The sequence below is a fragment of the Flavobacterium sp. GNP001 genome (genome assembly GCF_054343775.1).
The window spans coordinates 3,176,219-3,195,505 of record NZ_JBTGUX010000001.1; the positions used below are offsets into that span (position 1 = coordinate 3,176,219).

At 35.3% G+C, this 19,287-nt stretch carries 19 protein-coding genes; 9 read left to right on the forward strand and 10 right to left on the reverse strand.

The features are described from left to right. Positions 1-30 precede the first annotated feature (30 nt). From ACXX8U_RS13690 to ACXX8U_RS13715, 6 genes are all read left to right on the forward strand, one after another. Entirely contained in the window at positions 31-792 is a 762-nt protein-coding gene (locus tag ACXX8U_RS13690; protein WP_458566325.1) for an exodeoxyribonuclease III, read from the forward strand. 155 nt (positions 793-947) lie between these two features. Beyond that, complete coding sequence (locus ACXX8U_RS13695; RefSeq protein WP_458566326.1) at positions 948-1,889, forward strand: OmpA/MotB family protein; 942 nt, start codon at positions 948-950, stop codon at positions 1,887-1,889. 145 nt (positions 1,890-2,034) lie between these two features. After that, the gene (locus ACXX8U_RS13700; protein WP_458566327.1) at positions 2,035-3,072 is read left to right on the forward strand and encodes an aldo/keto reductase; all 1,038 of its coding nucleotides are present in this window, start codon (positions 2,035-2,037) and stop codon (positions 3,070-3,072) included. Between the two features lie 70 nt (positions 3,073-3,142). Then, a complete protein-coding gene (locus ACXX8U_RS13705; protein WP_458566328.1) occupies positions 3,143-4,525 on the forward strand; it encodes a hypothetical protein in 1,383 nt (460 codons plus the stop codon). Further along, on the forward strand, positions 4,522-4,848 hold the full coding sequence (locus tag ACXX8U_RS13710) for a DUF4325 domain-containing protein (RefSeq protein WP_458566329.1): 327 nt from the start codon (positions 4,522-4,524) through the stop codon (positions 4,846-4,848). Before ACXX8U_RS13705 ends, ACXX8U_RS13710 begins: the two co-directional genes overlap by 4 nt. Then, positions 4,849-5,382 (forward strand): hypothetical protein, encoded by a 534-nt coding sequence (locus tag ACXX8U_RS13715; RefSeq protein ID WP_458566330.1) that lies wholly within the window; start codon positions 4,849-4,851, stop codon positions 5,380-5,382. Positions 5,383-5,594: 212 nt separating this feature from the next. Here ACXX8U_RS13715 and ACXX8U_RS13720 read toward each other — a convergent pair whose 3' ends face one another. From ACXX8U_RS13720 to panC, 10 genes are all read right to left on the reverse strand, one after another. Beyond that, positions 5,595-7,562 (reverse strand): transglycosylase domain-containing protein, encoded by a 1,968-nt coding sequence (locus ACXX8U_RS13720; RefSeq protein ID WP_458566331.1) that lies wholly within the window; start codon positions 7,560-7,562, stop codon positions 5,595-5,597. Between the two features lie 140 nt (positions 7,563-7,702). After that, positions 7,703-8,215, reverse strand: coding sequence for a hypothetical protein (locus tag ACXX8U_RS13725; protein ID WP_458566332.1), 513 nt, complete (start codon positions 8,213-8,215; stop codon positions 7,703-7,705). Between the two features lie 173 nt (positions 8,216-8,388). Next, positions 8,389-8,790, reverse strand: coding sequence for a GlcG/HbpS family heme-binding protein (locus ACXX8U_RS13730; protein WP_458566333.1), 402 nt, complete (start codon positions 8,788-8,790; stop codon positions 8,389-8,391). 9 nt (positions 8,791-8,799) lie between these two features. Further along, positions 8,800-9,246, reverse strand: a complete 447-nt coding sequence (locus ACXX8U_RS13735) for an OsmC family protein (RefSeq protein ID WP_458566334.1) — start codon at positions 9,244-9,246, stop codon at positions 8,800-8,802. Between the two features lie 4 nt (positions 9,247-9,250). Continuing rightward, entirely contained in the window at positions 9,251-9,799 is a 549-nt protein-coding gene (locus ACXX8U_RS13740; protein WP_458566335.1) for a YbhB/YbcL family Raf kinase inhibitor-like protein, read from the reverse strand. Positions 9,800-9,887: 88 nt separating this feature from the next. Beyond that, complete coding sequence (locus ACXX8U_RS13745) at positions 9,888-10,727, reverse strand: helix-turn-helix domain-containing protein (RefSeq protein WP_458566336.1); 840 nt, start codon at positions 10,725-10,727, stop codon at positions 9,888-9,890. 34 nt (positions 10,728-10,761) lie between these two features. Then, a complete protein-coding gene (gene radA, locus ACXX8U_RS13750; RefSeq protein WP_306259644.1) occupies positions 10,762-12,123 on the reverse strand; it encodes a DNA repair protein RadA in 1,362 nt (453 codons plus the stop codon). After that, positions 12,123-13,271, reverse strand: a complete 1,149-nt coding sequence (locus ACXX8U_RS13755; protein WP_458566337.1) for an alpha/beta hydrolase — start codon at positions 13,269-13,271, stop codon at positions 12,123-12,125. The genes radA and ACXX8U_RS13755 overlap by 1 nt, the downstream gene beginning before the upstream one ends. 234 nt (positions 13,272-13,505) lie before the next feature. Then, positions 13,506-13,856, reverse strand: a complete 351-nt coding sequence (gene panD, locus ACXX8U_RS13760) for an aspartate 1-decarboxylase (RefSeq protein ID WP_166132497.1) — start codon at positions 13,854-13,856, stop codon at positions 13,506-13,508. Between the two features lie 14 nt (positions 13,857-13,870). Then, positions 13,871-14,719, reverse strand: coding sequence for a pantoate--beta-alanine ligase (gene panC, locus ACXX8U_RS13765; protein ID WP_458566338.1), 849 nt, complete (start codon positions 14,717-14,719; stop codon positions 13,871-13,873). 108 nt (positions 14,720-14,827) lie between these two features. Here panC and ACXX8U_RS13770 point away from each other — a divergent pair, with 108 nt between their 5' ends. From ACXX8U_RS13770 to glmS, 3 genes are read left to right on the forward strand one after another with little or no spacing between them, the layout of a single operon-like run. Further along, positions 14,828-15,634 carry a glycogen/starch synthase gene (locus tag ACXX8U_RS13770; RefSeq protein ID WP_166132495.1) on the forward strand — a complete coding sequence of 269 codons (807 nt, stop codon included), beginning with the start codon at positions 14,828-14,830 and terminating at the stop codon, positions 15,632-15,634. Between the two features lie 20 nt (positions 15,635-15,654). Next, positions 15,655-17,319 (forward strand): BamH family beta-barrel-assembly machinery protein, encoded by a 1,665-nt coding sequence (gene bamH, locus ACXX8U_RS13775; RefSeq protein ID WP_458566339.1) that lies wholly within the window; start codon positions 15,655-15,657, stop codon positions 17,317-17,319. Between the two features lie 7 nt (positions 17,320-17,326). Next, complete coding sequence (gene glmS, locus ACXX8U_RS13780; protein ID WP_458566340.1) at positions 17,327-19,174, forward strand: glutamine--fructose-6-phosphate transaminase (isomerizing); 1,848 nt, start codon at positions 17,327-17,329, stop codon at positions 19,172-19,174. The last annotated feature ends 113 nt before the right edge of the window (positions 19,175-19,287 follow it).

Genomic DNA, 19,287 nt, shown 5'->3' on the forward strand with positions numbered 1-19,287 from the left:
TGTTACATTTGGGTTTCAAAAATCTACTTCATGAGAATTATTTCATACAATGTCAACGGGATACGAGCCGCTATTACAAAAGGATTTTTAGACTGGTTGCAAGCCGCTCAACCGGATGTTATTTGCCTTCAGGAAATTAAGGCTACCGAGGATCAAATTCCGGTCGAAGCCATTACTCAAGCCGGTTATCCGTACCAATATTACCACTCTGCTACTAAAAAGGGATACAGCGGAGTAGCCATTTTATCCAAAATAAAACCCAATGCAGTAGTTCACGGAACCGGAATTGACCACATGGATTTTGAAGGGCGTAACATTCGTGCTGATTTTGATGATTTTTCAGTGATGAGTTTGTACTTGCCATCAGGCACCAACATGGATCGATTGGATCACAAGTTCATGTTCATGGACGATTTTCAAAACTACATTAACGCACTCAAAACTGAAATCCCTAATCTAGTAATTTGCGGAGACTACAACATTTGTCACCAACCTATTGATATTCATGATCCGGTGCGCAACAAAAATGTTTCTGGATTTTTGCCCGAAGAGCGCGCTTGGTTAGATGGATTTATCAAATCGGGTTTTGTAGATAGTTTTCGTCATTTCAACAGCGAGCCGCATCAATATTCGTGGTGGAGTTACCGCGCGGGAGCCCGAAAAAACAATAAAGGCTGGCGTATTGATTACAATTTAGTGAGCGATTCTTTAAAACATAAATTAAAAAGAGCCGTTATCCTTTCTGATGCCGTGCACTCCGATCACTGCCCAATTCTAGTCGAACTCGAGTAGTAGTATTAGGAGCTTTATCCTGCTATTCGCTTAATCTTGTTGTTTTTAAAGAAAAAACAACAAGGATTTCCGCTGCTATCAGGGCTAAAAGAGTACGGTTTTCATCACATTTTCGAGTTTTAAAACAAAATGAATCAACATCAAAAATTAACGTTATGATAAAAAAAGTTTCCATGGGATTGCTAGTTTTAGCTTTGTCAACATCCTGTGTTTCAAAAAAAATATACAACGATCTAGAGAATAAATTTGCCGACTTAAAAAAAGAAAACAGAAGCTTAGCTGATGAAAATTCTAATTTGCAACAAGGTAAAAACAAAGCCGAGCTAGAGCGTGACGGTCTGAAATCGGATTTAGATAAAAATAAAGCCGACTTAGCCAAACTCAAAGCCGAATATGCTGCCGCACAAGAGCAATTTAAAGCCTTGCAAGATTCGTATGCAGCTCTTGAAAAAAACAGCAGCGATGCCTTGCAAAGCAACCTCAAAAAAAATCGTGATTTGTTAGGTCAACTTGACGAAAAAGGAAAAGCTTTAGCACTGGAGCAAGAGCGTTTGAGCAAGAGCGCGCAACGTTTGCAAGAGCTAGAAGATTTGATTGCCGCCAAAGAGGCTAGTATGAAAAAATTAAAAGAAACCTTGTCTAAAGCATTGAATAGTTTTGAAGGCAAAGGCTTAACTGTAGAGCAAAAAAACGGAAAAGTATACGTGTCTATGGAGAACAAGCTGCTTTTTAATTCTGGAAGTTGGGCGGTAGGCTCCGAAGGTAAAAAAGCGGTTGTGGAGCTAGGAAAAGTGTTGGGTGACAACCCTGATATTGCCGTACTTATCGAAGGGCATACAGATGATGATGCTTTTAGCGCATCAGGACCCATAGCGGATAATTGGGATTTATCAACCAAAAGAGCTACTGCAATCGTAGCTATTTTGAGCGAAAACAAAAAAATCAACAAACAAAATTTAACTGCTGCGGGTCGTGGTGAATTCTCGCCTTTAGCTAGTAACGCTACTGCCGATGGTAAAGCAAAAAACCGTCGCATTGAGATCATCTTAACTCCTCGTTTGGATGCTATTGCAGAAATGCTGAATGAAATAAATTAAAGAAGAAACAAAGATTCAAAGAGGCAAAGGTTCAGAGTTTTTACTCGACACTTTTGCCTTTTTTTCCTTTGTCCCTTGCAGCTTTGCCCCTTAGTACCTTTGCAACTTTGTGCCTTTGTCCCTTTTTACCACTTACTTAAAAAAAATGAAATACACTACTTTACCCAATACCGATATAAAAATTAGCAAAATCTGCCTTGGCACCATGACTTTTGGGCAACAAAACACAGAGGCCGAGGGTCACGCTCAAATGGATTATGCGCTTGAAAACGGTGTTAACTTTTTTGATACTGCCGAGATGTACTCCATTCCTGCCAAGAAAGAAACTTACGGCAGCACCGAACGCATTATTGGAACTTGGTTTAAAAAATCAGGCAAAAGAGATGAGGTGGTTTTAGCTACCAAAATAGCAGGACCTAATCCTAATTTTGGGTACATGAGACCCGAGTTAGACTTTTCTCCAGCCAGCATCACACACGCATTAAATGCTAGTTTAGAACGTTTGCAAACTGATTATGTGGATCTATACCAACTGCATTGGCCAGAGAGAAAAACGAATTATTTTGGGCAACGCGGTTTTAAAGTACAAGAGGATGAATGGCAAGACAACATTCACGAAGTATTGGAAACTCTAGATGGTTTTGTCAAAGCAGGTAAAATAAAACACATAGGTCTCTCAAACGAGAATCCGTGGGGAATTATGCGTTTTCTAGAAGAAAGCAAACACCACAATTTGCCTCGAGTAAAAACAGTTCAAAACCCATATTCGTTATTGAATCGTTTATTCGAAGTGGGTTCGGCAGAAGTTTGTATGCGCGAAAATGTTGGTTTACTGGCATATTCACCAATGGCTTTTGGAGTTTTATCAGGTAAATTTTTATCTGGTGAGGCACAGCCCAACGCACGCATTTCGTTGTTTCCGCAATACACCAGATACAGCAGCGCACAATCTACCGAGGCTACAAAAATATACCAAGATATTGCCCAACGTAATGGTTTAACCTTAACCGAATTGGCATTGGCCTTTATCGAGCAGCAAGCATTTGTGAGCAGTACCATAATTGGAGCTACTTCAATAGAGCAACTCCAACAAAATATCAATACAATTCAAGTGTCACTTTCTGATGAAATGCTGCAGGCTATCGATGCTGTACAAGCTAGTATTCCAAATCCGGCTCCGTAACTTCTAAAAATATTATGTTTAGATTGTTTGAAATAAATGAGGAGCACAAATAATTATTAAATTAGAAAAAATGAAAAAACCATCTAAGTATATAATTCATAAACGTTTTAGAAGAAGGCTTACATCAAAGAGTAAACAAAAGCATAAAAAAATACGGGCTCTAGGTGATAATCTAGCTCTTAATAAAGAGCTAGAAGGAGATCTGTCTTATGAAATGCAAATCAATAAGTGGCTACCAAAAAATATTAAATTTATCTTGTCTAAAATTGAAGGAGTTGATTACTACTATTCAGATTTTAATGTAGATTTCGAAACATCGGAATATCGAATAAAAATTCCAAAAAACTTCTGTTTGAATTCCCATAGGAATATATCTTTACGTTTTATTTACAGCCTAGTAAATACTATTCTTTCTGATGCTTATAGAAATATCATTATTGATTACAGCAATTGCAAAGAGATTGATCTTTCTGCGCAAATATTTTTAGATATTATCTTAATTGATTTATTTAAGTTTAGGAAAAAAAGGAGTTTATACAAAAAAACAAAACCTTTTTTACGAACAATTGGTGGACGAAATATTGAGGACGAGAATATCCAAAAAATTATTTTTTCAATTGGTTCTCCCGCTGTTATAAATAATAGGGCTCATAAATTTGACGATATCGTTCCTTATAAATTATGTATCCATAATAAAGAAAAGAAAAGTATAAATAATGATAAAAGAAAAGAAATTGATGCAACTGATTTAGTTCAACATGTAATAAGTTCATTGGCTACAATTCAAAAAAAATTATCAATAGATACCATAGAAAATCTTAGTACTGTTTTTGGTGAAATCCTTATTAATGCTGAGGAACACTCTACTCAAAATTATAGATATTCCACTGGTTACTTTCAACAAATTTCAAATGATAAATTAAAATCAGCGTACGGTATATATCACTTGGTAATTTTAAATTTTGGAGATTCTATTTACCAAAAATTTAAATCGCCAAAATGCACTAATTATGAGATAAAAGAAAGAATGTTTGAATTATCAAGAAGATATACTGCTAATAAATGGTTTTCTAAGTCATTTGATGAGGAGACACTTTGGACTCTGTATGCCCTTCAAGAAGGGATTACATCTATACCAATTGAAGATTATAAAAGAGGTAATGGCTCAATTAGGTTTATAGAAAGTTTCTTTAATTTAAAGTCAAATTCAGCAGATTTAGATAATATATCAAGGTTATCTTTGATATCCGGTAATACAAATATTATCTTTGATGGGAAATATGAAATAAGAGATAAGTTTGTCGGTAAAGATAGCTTTAAAGTCATGACTTTTAATGATAGTGGAAACATTGAAGACAAACCAGATAGAAAATATGTAAAACACATAAAAGATTGTTTTCCTGGCACAATTATAAGTGCAAAAATATTAATTACTAAAGATGATGTGATATGAGTTATACTATAGACTTAGAATTATATAGAACAAAAGGCGCCAAGATATTTACAGGAAGAGATCGGGGTAGAGAGGTTAGGATTGCTTGTAAAATTGATTTGGTAGCTGAAAAGAATGATAAGATAAATATTGTTATTCCCGCAGACCTTTTTTCAATAAATCCCTCATTTTTTGAAGAACTATTCATAAATGTTGTTAAAAAATATAAAGAAGATAAGTTTTATGAAATATTTAATTTTGTAAATAAAGGTGAATATCCTTATGAAAAACCTTTGAAAGAAGCGATAAAAAGAATTTTGAGAGAAAACACAGCACTTGATTAAATGTTTAAATTATACCTTTTCGAAAATGAAGCAGATTTACTTGATAAAGTAGACAAAATTTCTAATATTATAATTGCAACTTTTACATTAATGTTTTCAATTTATATTTGGCATATCAGTAATCATAAAGAGAAAAAAATTGGACATACTAGTCGAAAAGTTGATTTTCTTAAAAGTATTGTTTTGGACAATAATCTTATTTATTTTTTTCAATTTCATGATCAAATCCTAACATTTCTCGAAAGTTTTAAAGGTCGGATAATTAGTGATAGTGATCGTACAACAATAAGTGTTTTAATGATTGACGAACTTTCAAAATACCGTTTAAGGTTTTATGATTTAATTTTGCCGATAGATAGAAAACTTTATGAAACATTAAAAAATAGTTCAGATACATTAATAGATGATCTAACTAACAAAATCTTTGACATTACTATTGATCACTTTAGTGCACCTAATTTTGAAGGTTCGATATCTAATTTGATTATTGAGACAAGAAACAAATCTTTAGAAGCAATTATTTTTGTAGAATAAAAAAGAATTTTCAGGTTTTAAAATTATTTTAGTGAGATTTATCTAGGTTTGTTTATCACGGTACTCACAAGGATGAATAAGTTAAATTAAAAGCTTTTACATTTAGAAGATCATAATTTCAGTCATGACCAAGGTGAATTTTTTTAAATAAAAATTGTCTGAATGGCATTTTTTCAACTATCCAACGTTTATAGCCTAAATTTCATTAATTATTATAAATCAAACTCATTATCAAGCGCGATCGAATCGGTTTTTACTTGCGTAGAATCGATTGTTTTTATTTTGATAAATGATTGTGCCGGACCAGAAATAAAGAGCGGTAAAGCTTTATAAATAGTGTCTTCGGGGATTAATAATCCGCGACGGAACATCAATTTGGTTAAAAAAGCCTCTTGCTTCACTGCAAAATCTTTCAACTGTCCTTGATCGTTAAATTGGTACATGAATTTCTTCGGGCTAGGGATAATTCTAGCCAAGTACAAACATTCATTTAGCGATAACTCGGAAGGAGTTTTCTGGAAATAAAACTGACTCGCTTCACCAATTCCGTAAACATTTGGACCCCATTCAATGATATTAAAATACACCTCAAGCATGCGCTCTTTGCTCACAATGCGGTTGTTTTCTAGAATGTAAACGAGTAAAATCTCTTCCAGCTTTCGCGAAAGCGTTTTTTCTCGGCTCAAAAATGCATTTTTAACCAATTGCATACTGATGGTACTTGCGCCACGAGCAAATTTTTTGGTTCGGATGTTTTTTACGATCGATTGTTTAAAAGCTTCGTTGATAAATCCACGGTGTGAAAAGAACGACGGGTCCTCAGTTGTTAAGACACATTTTTGCAGGTAAGGTGAAATTTGACCCAAAGGCGTATAATTTGGGTTGCCTGTTCCTACCAAAATACCACGCTGAAAAACATTGTTAATCAAAGCGCGGTACACAAATTCGCCGTTGAGTTTTGTTAAATTTGCCTCTCCGTATTTGATGATTCTTAGATTTTCTTTTTGCAATTTACTGTCGAAAACGAGCTGATTGGGTTTGTTTTGGTTAAATGCAAAATCCAGTTTGTAGCTAAAGTTTCCGCTGGCCTCCATACCTTGAAAATGGGTAAACAATCCCGCAGGTAATGAGGTGATGAAATCTTGCGCTTTCATTTTTGGCAAATCAATTTTCATCTTATAAATGGTGTCTTCCTCGGTTTCGTAAGCCAAATACGGATGCATTTTGATGTTGTTAATTTGTACCGTTGAACTGCTGTCGAGCGCAATAAAATCAGATCCTAAAACAAATCTATAGTCGAATTTTGCCTTTTCAAAAAGCACATCTTTACTTGCTATTTTTGGATGATTGAGCTTTAAATTGGCTATTGACATTGAGCCATTAATACGTACTTCGTCGCCGTCTTTGTCAATGTTATCAAGAACAACGCGTATCGAATTAAAGCTGGTTTTTAGGTTAAAACGTTCTTGTAAATACGGCATTCTGATGGCTCCAGTATCTATATTAACCAGTTGAATGTCGGCTTTTTTATTTCGTGGGTCGGCAAAACCTTTGATGCGCCAGCGCTGGGTGAAGGTTTTGTTTTGAACTTGTATGTTGGTTTCAAGTTGTTTATCGGCTAGACCTAATTTTTGAATTTGAATATTGGTTTGGTTGCCGTTGTCATTGAATTTAAAAGCCACATTGTTCAGCTCCATATCGGTTGGAACCAAATTCAAAGTTTTTGATATTAATCGGTACGCAAATTCGGCATAATCCCGTTTTTCATTGTCGCTGCTCGCTTGTTTGTCTTTTTTCAAGAAGGCTTCAAAATTGCTTTTTTTGCCTTTTTTAACCAATTGAATGTAGCCATTATCGATGTGTAAAGTGCCTACTTGGACATTTCCACCAAGTAATTGCCATAAATTGACACTGGTTTCTAGCTTTTGAATTTTAAATAAAGTGTCGGCATTTTTGGGAGCCAAAACCAAATCGGTAAATTGTAAACCCGAAAGTCCGTCGAATGAGGCCGACTTGACGCTAAAATTAGCATTGTAATCTACCTCCATTTCATGCGAAATCTTAGCAATGGTTTGTTGCATAACGGCATCTCTAAAAATATAAAATGCTGCAATTAATACAATTACAGTTGCGACACTTATTTTTAGCGCCAGAAATACTTTTTGTTTTTTGGTTTTCATTATCTCTTGACTGGGAACCGCTAAAATAGTTAGTTTTTTGATTATTAGTCCTCAGGTGTTTTAAAGTTTAATAAATTCTTAGCAATTAAGATCTAGTGAGGAACTATGTTTAGGTATTAAAATCAACCTAACTAAAAAATTTATTTTAAATCAAGTAAGAGTTGGTCTATTTCTCGTTTTTGAATGGCATATTTTTCTTGAAGTAAGGAACCTTTGCCCATACGAGTGTAATATTCTAATGCTTTGTTGGCAAAAAAGCGTTTGTGCGTATCGCCCAATATTGGAACATGTGGAAATTGATAGTGAAAAATCATTTCAAAGTACGCTTGCCATTCTCTCTCGTTTTTATCAGCAATAGAGTTTTGAGGTGTTTTTTGACTCACATGAATCATCTCGTGCAGCAACAAGTTGAGCATTAAGGGCAAATGAAATTCGAAAGTATTTTCAGGAATCCGAATAATTTGAGGTCCAGCAAGTGGTCCTTCGGTAGTCATTAAAATAAAGTCGGGTTTTGCTTTTTCTCTGAGTTCAAAACCCTTGAAATTAGGGTGTGTCAATCCGTATTCTTCAATCAAGAACTGCGCTGCAGCAATCGTTTCTCCCATTTCATGAAAGGAATGTACAATTTGTAGTTGGTCTTGGTAAGTTTTCATTGTGGAGAATTAGCGTAGTTTATTTGAGATTGTTGATAAGCAAAATCATGATAAATATATACTTTATTCGGTTTTATTCATAATCGAATTATTTCTTCCTACTTGCAGACTTCAAACAAAAAAGCCTAACAAAACAAATGTTTGTTAGGCTTTTCAAAATTAAGTTTTGTAAGTTATAGGATCGCTTTGGCTGCAAATTCTGCTACAGTATGATCGTCTTCTACAGTACTTCCACTTACTCCAATAGCTCCAATCACTTCACCAGCCTTGTTTTTGATAACAACACCACCCGGAAAAGTAATCAATCCGCCATTACTGTGCTCTATGTTGTATAGCGGAGCATCAGGTTTTACCAACGGAGTTAAAGTGGCAGTGTCCATGGTGAACCATGCAGATGTTTTTGCTTTTTTGAATGAAATGTCAATAGAGCCTATCCATGCGCCATCCATTCTTGCGAATGCTACTAAATTTGCACCTGCGTCTACTACGCAAATGTCCATTTTAGTTCCAATTTCTTCTGATTTGATTTTTGCTGCAGCGATAACTGCTTCTGCTTGTTGTAATGTAATATTCATCTTTTATACTTATTTCGTTATAAATTGGGTAATTAATTCAATCGGAGTTGCACTTAAGGCTTTGCTGATTGGGCATCCAAGTTTTACTGCTTCGGCTAATTCGTTAAATTGTGCTTCGGTCATTCCGCTAATTTCACCAGTTAAATGAAGTTTGATTGTGGAGATTTCAAATCCATCACCAACAGCGTCGAGTGCTACTTTGGCCTCAACGTGCAAAACTTCTGGAGTAAAACCAGCTTGAACGACAGCAAAACTCAAAGCCATTGCAAAACATCCTGCGTGAGCTGCTGCTAATAGCTCCTCCGGATTGGTGCCTTGAGTCCCATCTACGTTTTCAAAACGAGAATTAAAGCTGTAAGGAGTGTTGTTAAAAAATTGATTTTTAGAGTTTAGAGTTCCTTTACCCTCTAATCCGGTACCGTTCCAAGTGGCGGTCGCTTTACGTAATGTTCCCATATTTTTATCTTTTATAGTGTGCTACAATAGTTGCTTTTGCAATGGTGTTGGCCCATAAATTGTAACCAACTAATTCTGGATTAGCAGTTCCATCTAGTCCTAAATTATCTGTTTTTAATGCGTAAACTGTAAAAATGTATGTGTGAATACCGTGGCCTACGGGCGGACATGGACCTCCAAAACCAGTTGCACCAAAGCTTGTAGTACTTTGAATTGTTCCTGCGGGCATTAAATTTAAAGCTGGGTTTCCTGCTTTTGAAACAATTTCATTACTATTTGACGGAATATTAAAAGCTACCCAATGCCACCAACCGGCTCCTGTAGGCGCATCTGGATCGTAGCATGTAATGGCAAAACTTTTGGTTCCTTCTGGAGCATTTGCCCAGCTTAATTGAGGTGAAGCATTGTTTCCGTTACAGCCAAATCCATTGAACTCATTTTGAATGGTAAAGGATCCGCCCATATCTTTACTGCTTAGAGTAAACGTTTTTTGAGCAAAAAGAGTACCTGTAAAAAGTAATACAGCTGATAAAAATAAAATTGATTTCTGCATGATGAATGTTTTAAAAATTTCATTACAAAAGTCAGTAATATGGCAGGAAACTCTAAAACTAAAAAGTTCAAAAAATGTTGCTAAAAGTTCAAATATTGATTTGTGATTGTTTTGGAGTGGTTCCAAATTTATTTTTGTACGCTTGAACAAAACTCGATAAATTTTCAAACCCTATTTCTTCGTACACATCAGAGGCGCGCATTTTTTTGGTTTGCAACAAGTAAGCCGCATGTTCAAGTCTTTTTTCTTGAAACCATCGAATTGGACTTGTTTGAAATTCTTTATCAAAGTTGCGTTTAAAAGTAGAAACGCTCATGTTACACAAAAACGAAAGTTCTTGTATGCTTAAATTGTTCAAAGCATTCTTGTGCATCGTATCTACAAATGATTTTGCCGATGGGTTTTGATGATGAACAAAATTATATAAAAAGTCGATTCCCTTCATTTGCACAAGATACAGGAGGATTTCCTCAAATTTTAACGGTAGCATTTTGTTAATAAAATCAACAGGTTGCGTTTGAAGGTGGACCAAACTTTTAACAATATTTTGAATTACCCGATCATATTCTGTGATAATAAAAGGATCGTTATTTTGCTTATGATTGTTCTTGTAATCGTATTTTTTTAGAAAGTCTTCAACGGCTTTGTCCGAAAAAAAAAGCAACATACTTCGGTAATTTTGACTCAAAGAAATGCTTTCGCTCATCAAGCAATTGCCCGCTTTGATAATGACAAATTTATCGTTTTCGATCCGCGTTGTGTGGTTTTGAGTGATGAGTTCTTTGGTACCATTGAGCAGAAAACTAAAAACATTTTTAGATAGTTGAACCTTGTTTTTGTTGATACTTTTCGAAATAAAATACTCATACAGTTGTAGTTCACTATCGCTGTTGGTTTCTATCTGCTCAGGTAAATATTGAATTTCCATCTTATGATTTAAAATTTTTCTACAATAAATATAGTTATCCAAAGAGCTCACTTGCTACATCTTCTATTTTGGCGACCATCCTAATTTGTATCCCTGTGTTTTTCAAAGTGATTTTGTTGTATTTGGATACAAAAATGGTCGAAAATCCTAGTTTTTCAGCTTCTTGAATGCGCTGATCTACTCGGTTTACCGGACGTATTTCGCCTGAAAGTCCAACTTCGCCAGCAAAACAAAAATCTTTATTGACGGCAATATCTTCATTAGAAGATAGAATCGCAGCAACTACAGCCAAGTCAATAGCGGGATCGTCTACCGAAATTCCTCCTGTAATGTTCAAGAAAACATCTTTGGCACCAAGCCTAAAACCAGCTCTTTTTTCGAGTACTGCCAAAATCATGTTGAGTCGTTTAGCATTGTATCCTGTGGTGCTGCGTTGTGGCGTTCCATACACAGCGGTGCTCACAAGTGCTTGAATTTCGATCATCAAAGGGCGCATGCCTTCTAGAGTGGATGCAATTGCGGTTCCTGATAATTCTTCGTTTTTATGTGAAATTAATATTTCTGATGGGTTGGCTACTTCCCGTAATCCGCTACCTAGCATTTCATAAATCCCTATTTCGGCCGTAGAACCAAAACGGTTTTTTAGAGAGCGTAAAATTCGATAAACGTGGTTTCGGTCGCCTTCAAATTGTAAAACCGTATCAACCATGTGTTCCAGAATTTTAGGACCAGCAATGTTTCCGTCTTTGGTAATATGTCCAATTAGAATTACTGGAATGTTGGTTTCTTTGGCAAATTTGATCAATTCGGCGGTAGTTTCTCGAATTTGAGAAATACTCCCGGGAGTTGATTCAATATAATCTGTATGCAAAGTTTGAATCGAATCGATGATTACAATTTCTGGCTCTATGGCTTCAATTTGTTTGAAGATGTTTTGTGTTTTGGTTTCAGTAAGAATGTAGCAGTTGTCGCCGCTTGGAGTAATCCTTTCGGCACGCATTTTTATTTGTTTCTGACTTTCTTCGCCTGAAACGTACAGCGTTTTGTAGGGCAGTTTTAGGGAAATTTGTAGCAAAAGTGTACTCTTACCAATACCGGGTTCACCTCCTAAAAGAATCAAGGAACCAGGTACAATTCCTCCACCTAAAACCCGATTCAATTCGCCATCAGTAGTATCCATACGAATCTCTTGCGCCGAATCAATTTGGTCAATTCGTAGCGGTCTTGGTGCTTTGCTAGTAGGAGTGGGTTCGCTTTTCCAAGCTACTTTTTCTTGCTTTTGGATAATTTCCTCAGCAATCGTGTTCCATTCTTTGCAGGAGTTGCATTGCCCTTGCCATTTGGCATATTGTGCGCCACAGTTCTGGCAAAAAAAGGTAGTTTTAACTTTTGACATTATTTTTTTGGTGTTTGGCTAACCATATCTTCATATTTTTCGATCATCATGTCTTTGGTGAGATCTCCAATTTCATCTAATTGGGAAGCGTTTTGATATTTTTTGGCCGCTCTTTTTGTGTCTCCTGTTTTTTCATACATCAAACCCAATTGATACTCTGCGAGCATTGATTTAGGGTAATCTCTATTTGACATTTGAGCCAATTGTTCAAGTTCAGGATACGCTTTGTTTTTTAAAATTGCGGCTTCTATTGCCTTAAAGTCATTTAATCGGACAGGAGTTTTTATACCGAGTGTTTTTTGTAGCACATCGTATTTGTTTTGGAGATAGTCCGCGTAACCTGATGAAAGTACAGCAATTTTTTCGCTGTATTCAGTTGATGAGATCGGTTTGTAGGTGTCAAAAAAATGATACAATGCGCTTGGAATGGAGTAAAGCACTAACGAGTAATGAGAGGCGCCACTAAAATTATCAAACTTGTAATGTAGGTTTGGATTAGTGATTTGTTTGAGTTGTGAGTCGAGTTCTTTTATTGGTGTTTGAATTTTTTTAGTATCGCCTTCACCATTCGAATGGTAATAGAACAAAGGTTTTTTAACCTTGCTCAAGGCGGTTGCTATTTTGGTTTCCATCTCTGGTGCAAATTCGGTTCCTAGTGCTACATATCCATCAAACATAGATTGCTCTTGGTACAAATAATAATTGATAAAACCTGCCGTAAGATCATGTCCTGCTAGGATTCGAAAGGGCGCAACAGGATATTTTTTTTCTAGAAATGGAACTAATTCAGTTGCAATAAAATTATAAAATTTGGCACTTTGATTACTCGGAAGTCCCGTTTCAGAGTCAAATTCGCAGTCGTTGTAGCGCTCCTCATCAGTATTTTGGTTGATTCCAACAACGATGCATTCCGGTATATCGTCCCAATACGCACCATAGCTAAGTGATCCGTAAAAAGGATCAAACAAATAATCTCCGTCTAAAAGTATGAGTAAAGGATATTTTTTGTTTGGGTTTTTTTCTAGTGATGCCGGAATTCCAATAGTAAGTGTTCTGGTATTACCTAATTGCATGGACTCCAACTCAAAGCTTGTTTTTTGTGCCATTACACTCAATGAAAAAAGGAATAAAAGTAGGGTTTGTTTCATAAGGAGTTCTTTTTTTGTTACGCTGTAGCAAATGAAAGGTACTAAGATAGCACAAATATTGGTTTACGAGTTGCAAAAAGTGATTGGTTAAAACGTATTCAATTTTTATGTTTTCGAAATATAATGGATTAAAAAAACCATTAAAACGAATTCCTAAACAATTTTGGAATACGTTTTAATGGTTATAGTAGAAAGTGCAATCCTAACTTGTGATTGAATTTTGTGCCTGATTTATTAAGTCAATGAATTGTCATTCTCATTCGGGAAAATAACCCATGGTTTAAAAGTTTTTGCTTCTTCAAAATCCATTCCTGCGTAAGAAATGATAATGATAATGTCATCTTTTTGAACTTTTCTGGCAGCTGGTCCGTTTAAAGTAATAGTACCAGAATTTTTCTCGCCTTTGATGGCATAAGTTTCAAAGCGTTCTCCATTATTGATGTTAACAATAGAAACCTTTTCGCCTTCAATTATATTAGAAGCCTCTAAAAGAGCTTCATCAATCGTGATGGACCCGATATAATTTAAATCAGCACCTGTAACTTTTACACGGTGGATTTTCGATTTTAAAACTTGAATTTGCATGCTACAAAAGTAATTTAATTTAATGAAATGGTGTCAATTAAGCGAATATTGTTAACTAAAACAGCTATGAACGCGCGGTATTTTTTGTTTTTATTTTTTCTAACGCAAGAAACTAAAGTAGCTTCGTCAGCAATTGTAAAATATTCGAGTGTAAATCGAGGGTTTTTATCAAAATATTTGGTAACCCATTTGCCAATATCTGCAGTGCTTTTTGTCGCAAATTGAGACCGAGCACCAAGTAAAGCTTGGTAAATCAAGGCGGCTTCAGCACGTTCTTCAACAGATAAGCGCTCGTTTCTTGAACTCATGGCCAATTCATTCGATTCTCTATAAATGGGGCAACCAATAACATTAACTGGTAAGTTATTTTTGGCTACCATTTTTTTGACAATTTGAAGTTGCTGAAAATCTTTTTCGCCAAAATAAGCATTTTGTGGGGTAACAATTTCAAATAAGCGTTTTACGATAGTACCTACTCCGTTAAAATGTCCGGGTCTAAAACGTCCTTCCATCTGATTTTCCAATCCGTCAAAATCAAAATGTTCTGATGAAGGAGTGCCCTCGTATAAATCTTCAACAGCAGGCGCATACAACACAATATTAGGATTTAGCGCATTTAGTTTAGCTACATCTTGATCAAGTGTACGTGGGTATTTTGCTAAATCTTCAGGGTTATTAAACTGTGTAGGATTCACAAAAATACTTACCACAGTTGTAGTATTTTCTTCTAGTGATCTTTGCATTAAAGCCAGGTGACCTTCGTGTAAAGCGCCCATTGTTGGGACAAACCCAATCGTTGAATGGAGTGTTTGTATCGATTTCAAATAGTCCATCAAAGATGCTTTTCCGTAGAAAATAGGCATGGCTGTATTATTAAAATTAAATGCAAACTTACTATTTTAGTTAATAACTGCATAAAATTTTGTAATTTTGCGTGGTTTTTATTGCCAATAAACAAAGTAAATTACAATATGAAAGATAAGAGGATATTATATGTATCATCTGAAGTGGTGCCGTATCTCGCTGAAAACGAGGTCTCTTTAATGTCTTATGACGTGCCTAAAATGATCAATGATCAAGGTGGACAGATAAGAATTTTTATGCCAAGGTATGGAAATATTAACGAGAGAAGACATCAATTACACGAAGTAATTAGACTTTCGGGGATGAATTTGGTAGTGAATGATCTCGATATGCCTTTGATTATTAAGGTAGCTTCGATACCAAAAGAGCGTATTCAAGTTTATTTTATTGATAACGATGAATATTTTAAAAGGAAAGCCACATTTGCTGATGAAGAAGGTGTTATGTATCCTGATAATGACGAACGCGCTATCTTTTTTGCAAAAGGTGTTGTAGAGACAGTAAAAAAACTAAATTGGGTTCCAGATATTATTCACGTACACGGTTGGATGGCTGCTATGCTACCAGTGTATATGAAACATTTCTATAAAAACGAAGCTTTATTTTCCGATACAAAAATCGTTACATCTGTTTATAGTCAATCTTTTGATGGTACTCTAGATGCAGAAATGATTAACAAAGTAAAATTCGACGGCGTTCCAGATGAAGCTATTGCAGACTTAGAAGTGCCCAATTTCGAAAATATTATGAAGGCAACCGTACTGCATTCGGACGCGGTGATTATTGCGGCCGATAACCTCTCATCAAGTTTAACAAAATTTATAGAGTCTTCAGGAAAACCTTTTTTACCTTTCACCGCGAAAGGTGCTTTTGCAGAAGCGTATACAAACTTCTATAAAAATGAAGTGCTATAAAATTAAACTTTTTTGATCCTATGATTAACAATTCTTTTTTTAAGAACATTTTCCTCTTGTTTAGTGTTATTTTTTTAACTTCTTGTGATAAAGAATTTAATGAAATTGGTGGTGACTTGATAGGTGAAAATAACTTTGACCTTAGTAAGCAGTCTTACAGTGTTTTGGGATATACCCAAAAAACAAATGCTGTGCAATCAAATAATCTGGAGGTAAACCCTTTAGGTATTTATAATGACTCCAATTTTGGTCAAACTAGTGCAAACTTTAATACGCAACTCACATTAGAGTCTGTGGTTACTTCTGTAGGTGCGAATCCATTTGTAGAAAGTGTTGTTTTAACAATCCCGTACTTTGTAGATAATACACAGACCAAATTAAATACAGGTGGAACAAGAACCTATGTTTTAGATTCTATTTATGGTCCTGAAAAAGCCAAGATGAAGTTAAGTGTTTATGAGTCGGGTTTCTTTATGAGAGATTTAGATCCCGCTACAGCATTCAAGGAACCACAAAAATATTATAGCAATCAAAATTCCGATTTTGATGGACTAAAATTACCTACACTGCTTAACGATAGTGCTGATAAATCGCAAAACGAAGAGTTTTTCTTTGATCCAAAAGAGCTTTCTGTGGTTACTACGGATACGGTTACTAGTGCAAAAACTACTACTTATTCGCCACCTGCTATGCAGTTAACGCTTAATAAAAGTTACTTTAAAACCAAAATTATTGATGCCATAAACTCTGGTAAATTGGCTTCAAATGAAGTGTTCAAAAACTATTTTAGAGGCTTGTATTTTAAAATTGAAAAAATACCTGGTAGCGCTGGAAACATGGCTATGTTGGATTTTTCAAAAGGAAAAATTACCATTAAATACAATGAAGATGGTACTCCAGCTGCAGGAACTACAAAAATTCCAAGGGTTAAGAAAACAATCGAATTGAATCTTAAAGGCAATTCCGTAAGTTTGTTAGCAAATGATTTTTCAGCTTCAGGTGCAGCCTACAATGCGCTTCCTAACACGGGAAATACAACAGAAGGTGACGATAAATTATTTTTAAGAGGTGGAGAAGGTGCTGTTTCAATCTTAGAATTGTTCAATAAAACAGACTTGAAAGGATACGATGCAAATGGTGTTTTGGGTGGGCCAAACGGAATATCAGATGAATTGGATGATTTAAGAAATCCTGCAGACGGTAAAAAGTTGTTGGTTAATGAGGCAAACTTGGTATTTCATATAGATGCTGCAAGTATGGCTTCAAGTAAAGAGCCACAGCGTATTTATGTTTATGATTACACCAACAATCGCCCAATAGTTGATTTTACTTTAGATCCTTCAACCAATGCTGCTGATCCTAAAAAATCGAAATCTATTCTTGATGGTTTAATTCGCAAAGATGCTACTTCAAAAAGAGGAACAACATACAAAGTGCGAATTACAAATCAAATTCGTAACTTGATTAATAATAAAGACTCCACTAATGTAAAATTAGGTGTTGTTGTGACCGAATCAATTGCTGTTTCAAATTCTTATTCCGTAAGAAATGCAAACAGTTTTATAAAACAAGTGCCTAAGGCATCAGTTATGAATCCGCTTGGAACCATTATTTTTGGTGGAAAATCGACCGTGCCAGCTGATAAAAGGCTAAAACTTGAAATTTATTTTACAAAACCTAATTAAGTAGATTATGTGTGGAATCGTTGGATATATTGGATACAGACAAGCGTATCCTATTGTAATTAAAGGACTAAAAAGACTTGAATATAGAGGTTATGATAGTGCAGGTGTAATGCTGTACGACGGATCTAGTATTCAAGTAATTAAAACCAAAGGTAAGGTTGTAGATCTTGAGGCTAAGGCATCTTCTGACATGGCAATGTCAGGATCTATTGGAGTTGGTCACACCCGTTGGGCTACTCACGGTGTTCCTAATGATGTCAATTCACATCCTCATTTATCAAATTCTGGAGATTTAGCTATTGTTCACAATGGTATCATTGAGAATTATGCGCCTCTAAAAGAAGAGCTTATAAAAAGGGGTTATGTATTTCATTCAGATACTGATACTGAAGTGTTAGTAAATTTAATTGAAGAAGTACAGAAAAAAGATAAATTAAAACTAGGAAAAGCGGTTCAAGTAGCATTAAATCAGGTTGTTGGTGCTTATGCTATAGCTGTATTTGATAAAAAAAATCCTAATGAAATAGTTGCGGCACGTTTAGGTAGTCCTTTAGCTATTGGTGTAGGTGAAGGTGAGTTTTTTATTGCATCTGATGCATCGCCATTCATTGAATATACGTCTAATGCTATTTACTTAGAAGACGGAGAAATGGCTAACATTAGGTTACACAAGGCAATGAAGGTTCGTAAAATTAAAGATGATTCTTTGGTAAATCCAACTATTCAAGAGCTACAAATGAATTTGGAGCAAATTGAAAAAGGAGGTTACGATCACTTCATGATGAAAGAAATTTATGAACAACCTAGTGTAATTAAGGATACTTATCGTGGTAGACTTCATGCACATGAAGGTTTGATTCAAATGGCTGGAATTGAAGATAATTTAGAGAAATTTTTAAACGCTGATCGCATTCTTATAGTTGCGTGTGGAACTTCTTGGCATGCTGGTTTGGTGGCCGAATATATTTTTGAAGAATTTGCCAGAATTCCAGTAGAGGTAGAGTATGCTTCTGAGTTCAGATATAGAAATCCAATTATAAGTAGTAAAGATATTGTAATAGCAATTTCACAATCTGGGGAAACTGCAGATACTATGGCTGCTATTAAGTTAGCTAAAGAACATGGTGCGTTTGTTTTTGGAGTTTGTAATGTGGTAGGTTCTTCTATTTCTAGAGAAAGTCATGCAGGTGCATACACGCATGCTGGTCCAGAAATTGGAGTGGCATCTACAAAGGCATTTACAACTCAAATTACAGTTTTAACAATGATTGCCTTGCGTTTGGCCAAAGCAAAAGGAACTTTGTCTAATTCTGTATTTCATGCTTACCTTGAAGAATTAGAAATTATTCCAGAGAAAGTTAAAGAAGCTCTAGAAACTAATGAAGTAGCACAAGAAATCGCAGCTGTATTTAAAGATGCTTCAAATTGCTTGTACTTAGGTCGTGGATATAATTTCCCAGTTGCCTTAGAAGGTGCGCTAAAGTTAAAAGAGATATCATACATTCACGCTGAAGGTTATCCTGCTGCCGAAATGAAGCATGGTCCAATTGCATTAATTGATGAGCACATGCCTGTTGTTGTAATTGCTCCTAAGCAAGGACATTACGACAAAATTGTAAGTAATATTCAAGAAATCAAGTCTCGTAGCGGAAAAATTATTGCTGTAGTAACTAAAGGAGATACGCAAGTACGCGAGTTGGCTGATTACGTAATTGAGATTCCAGAAACCTCAGATGCGCTTTCGCCATTAATTACTACAATTCCCTTACAGTTATTGTCTTACCATATAGCGGTAATGCGTGGTTGTAATGTTGATCAACCTCGTAACCTAGCAAAATCAGTTACAGTAGAATAAGTTAAAATAGTTTTTATATTAGCCCTGAAAGTTTGACTTTCGGGGCTTTTTTTTGCTTTAGAAATGTGAAAAATAGTATAAATTTTTGCGTTTTTTGCACTTTTGTCAAATAT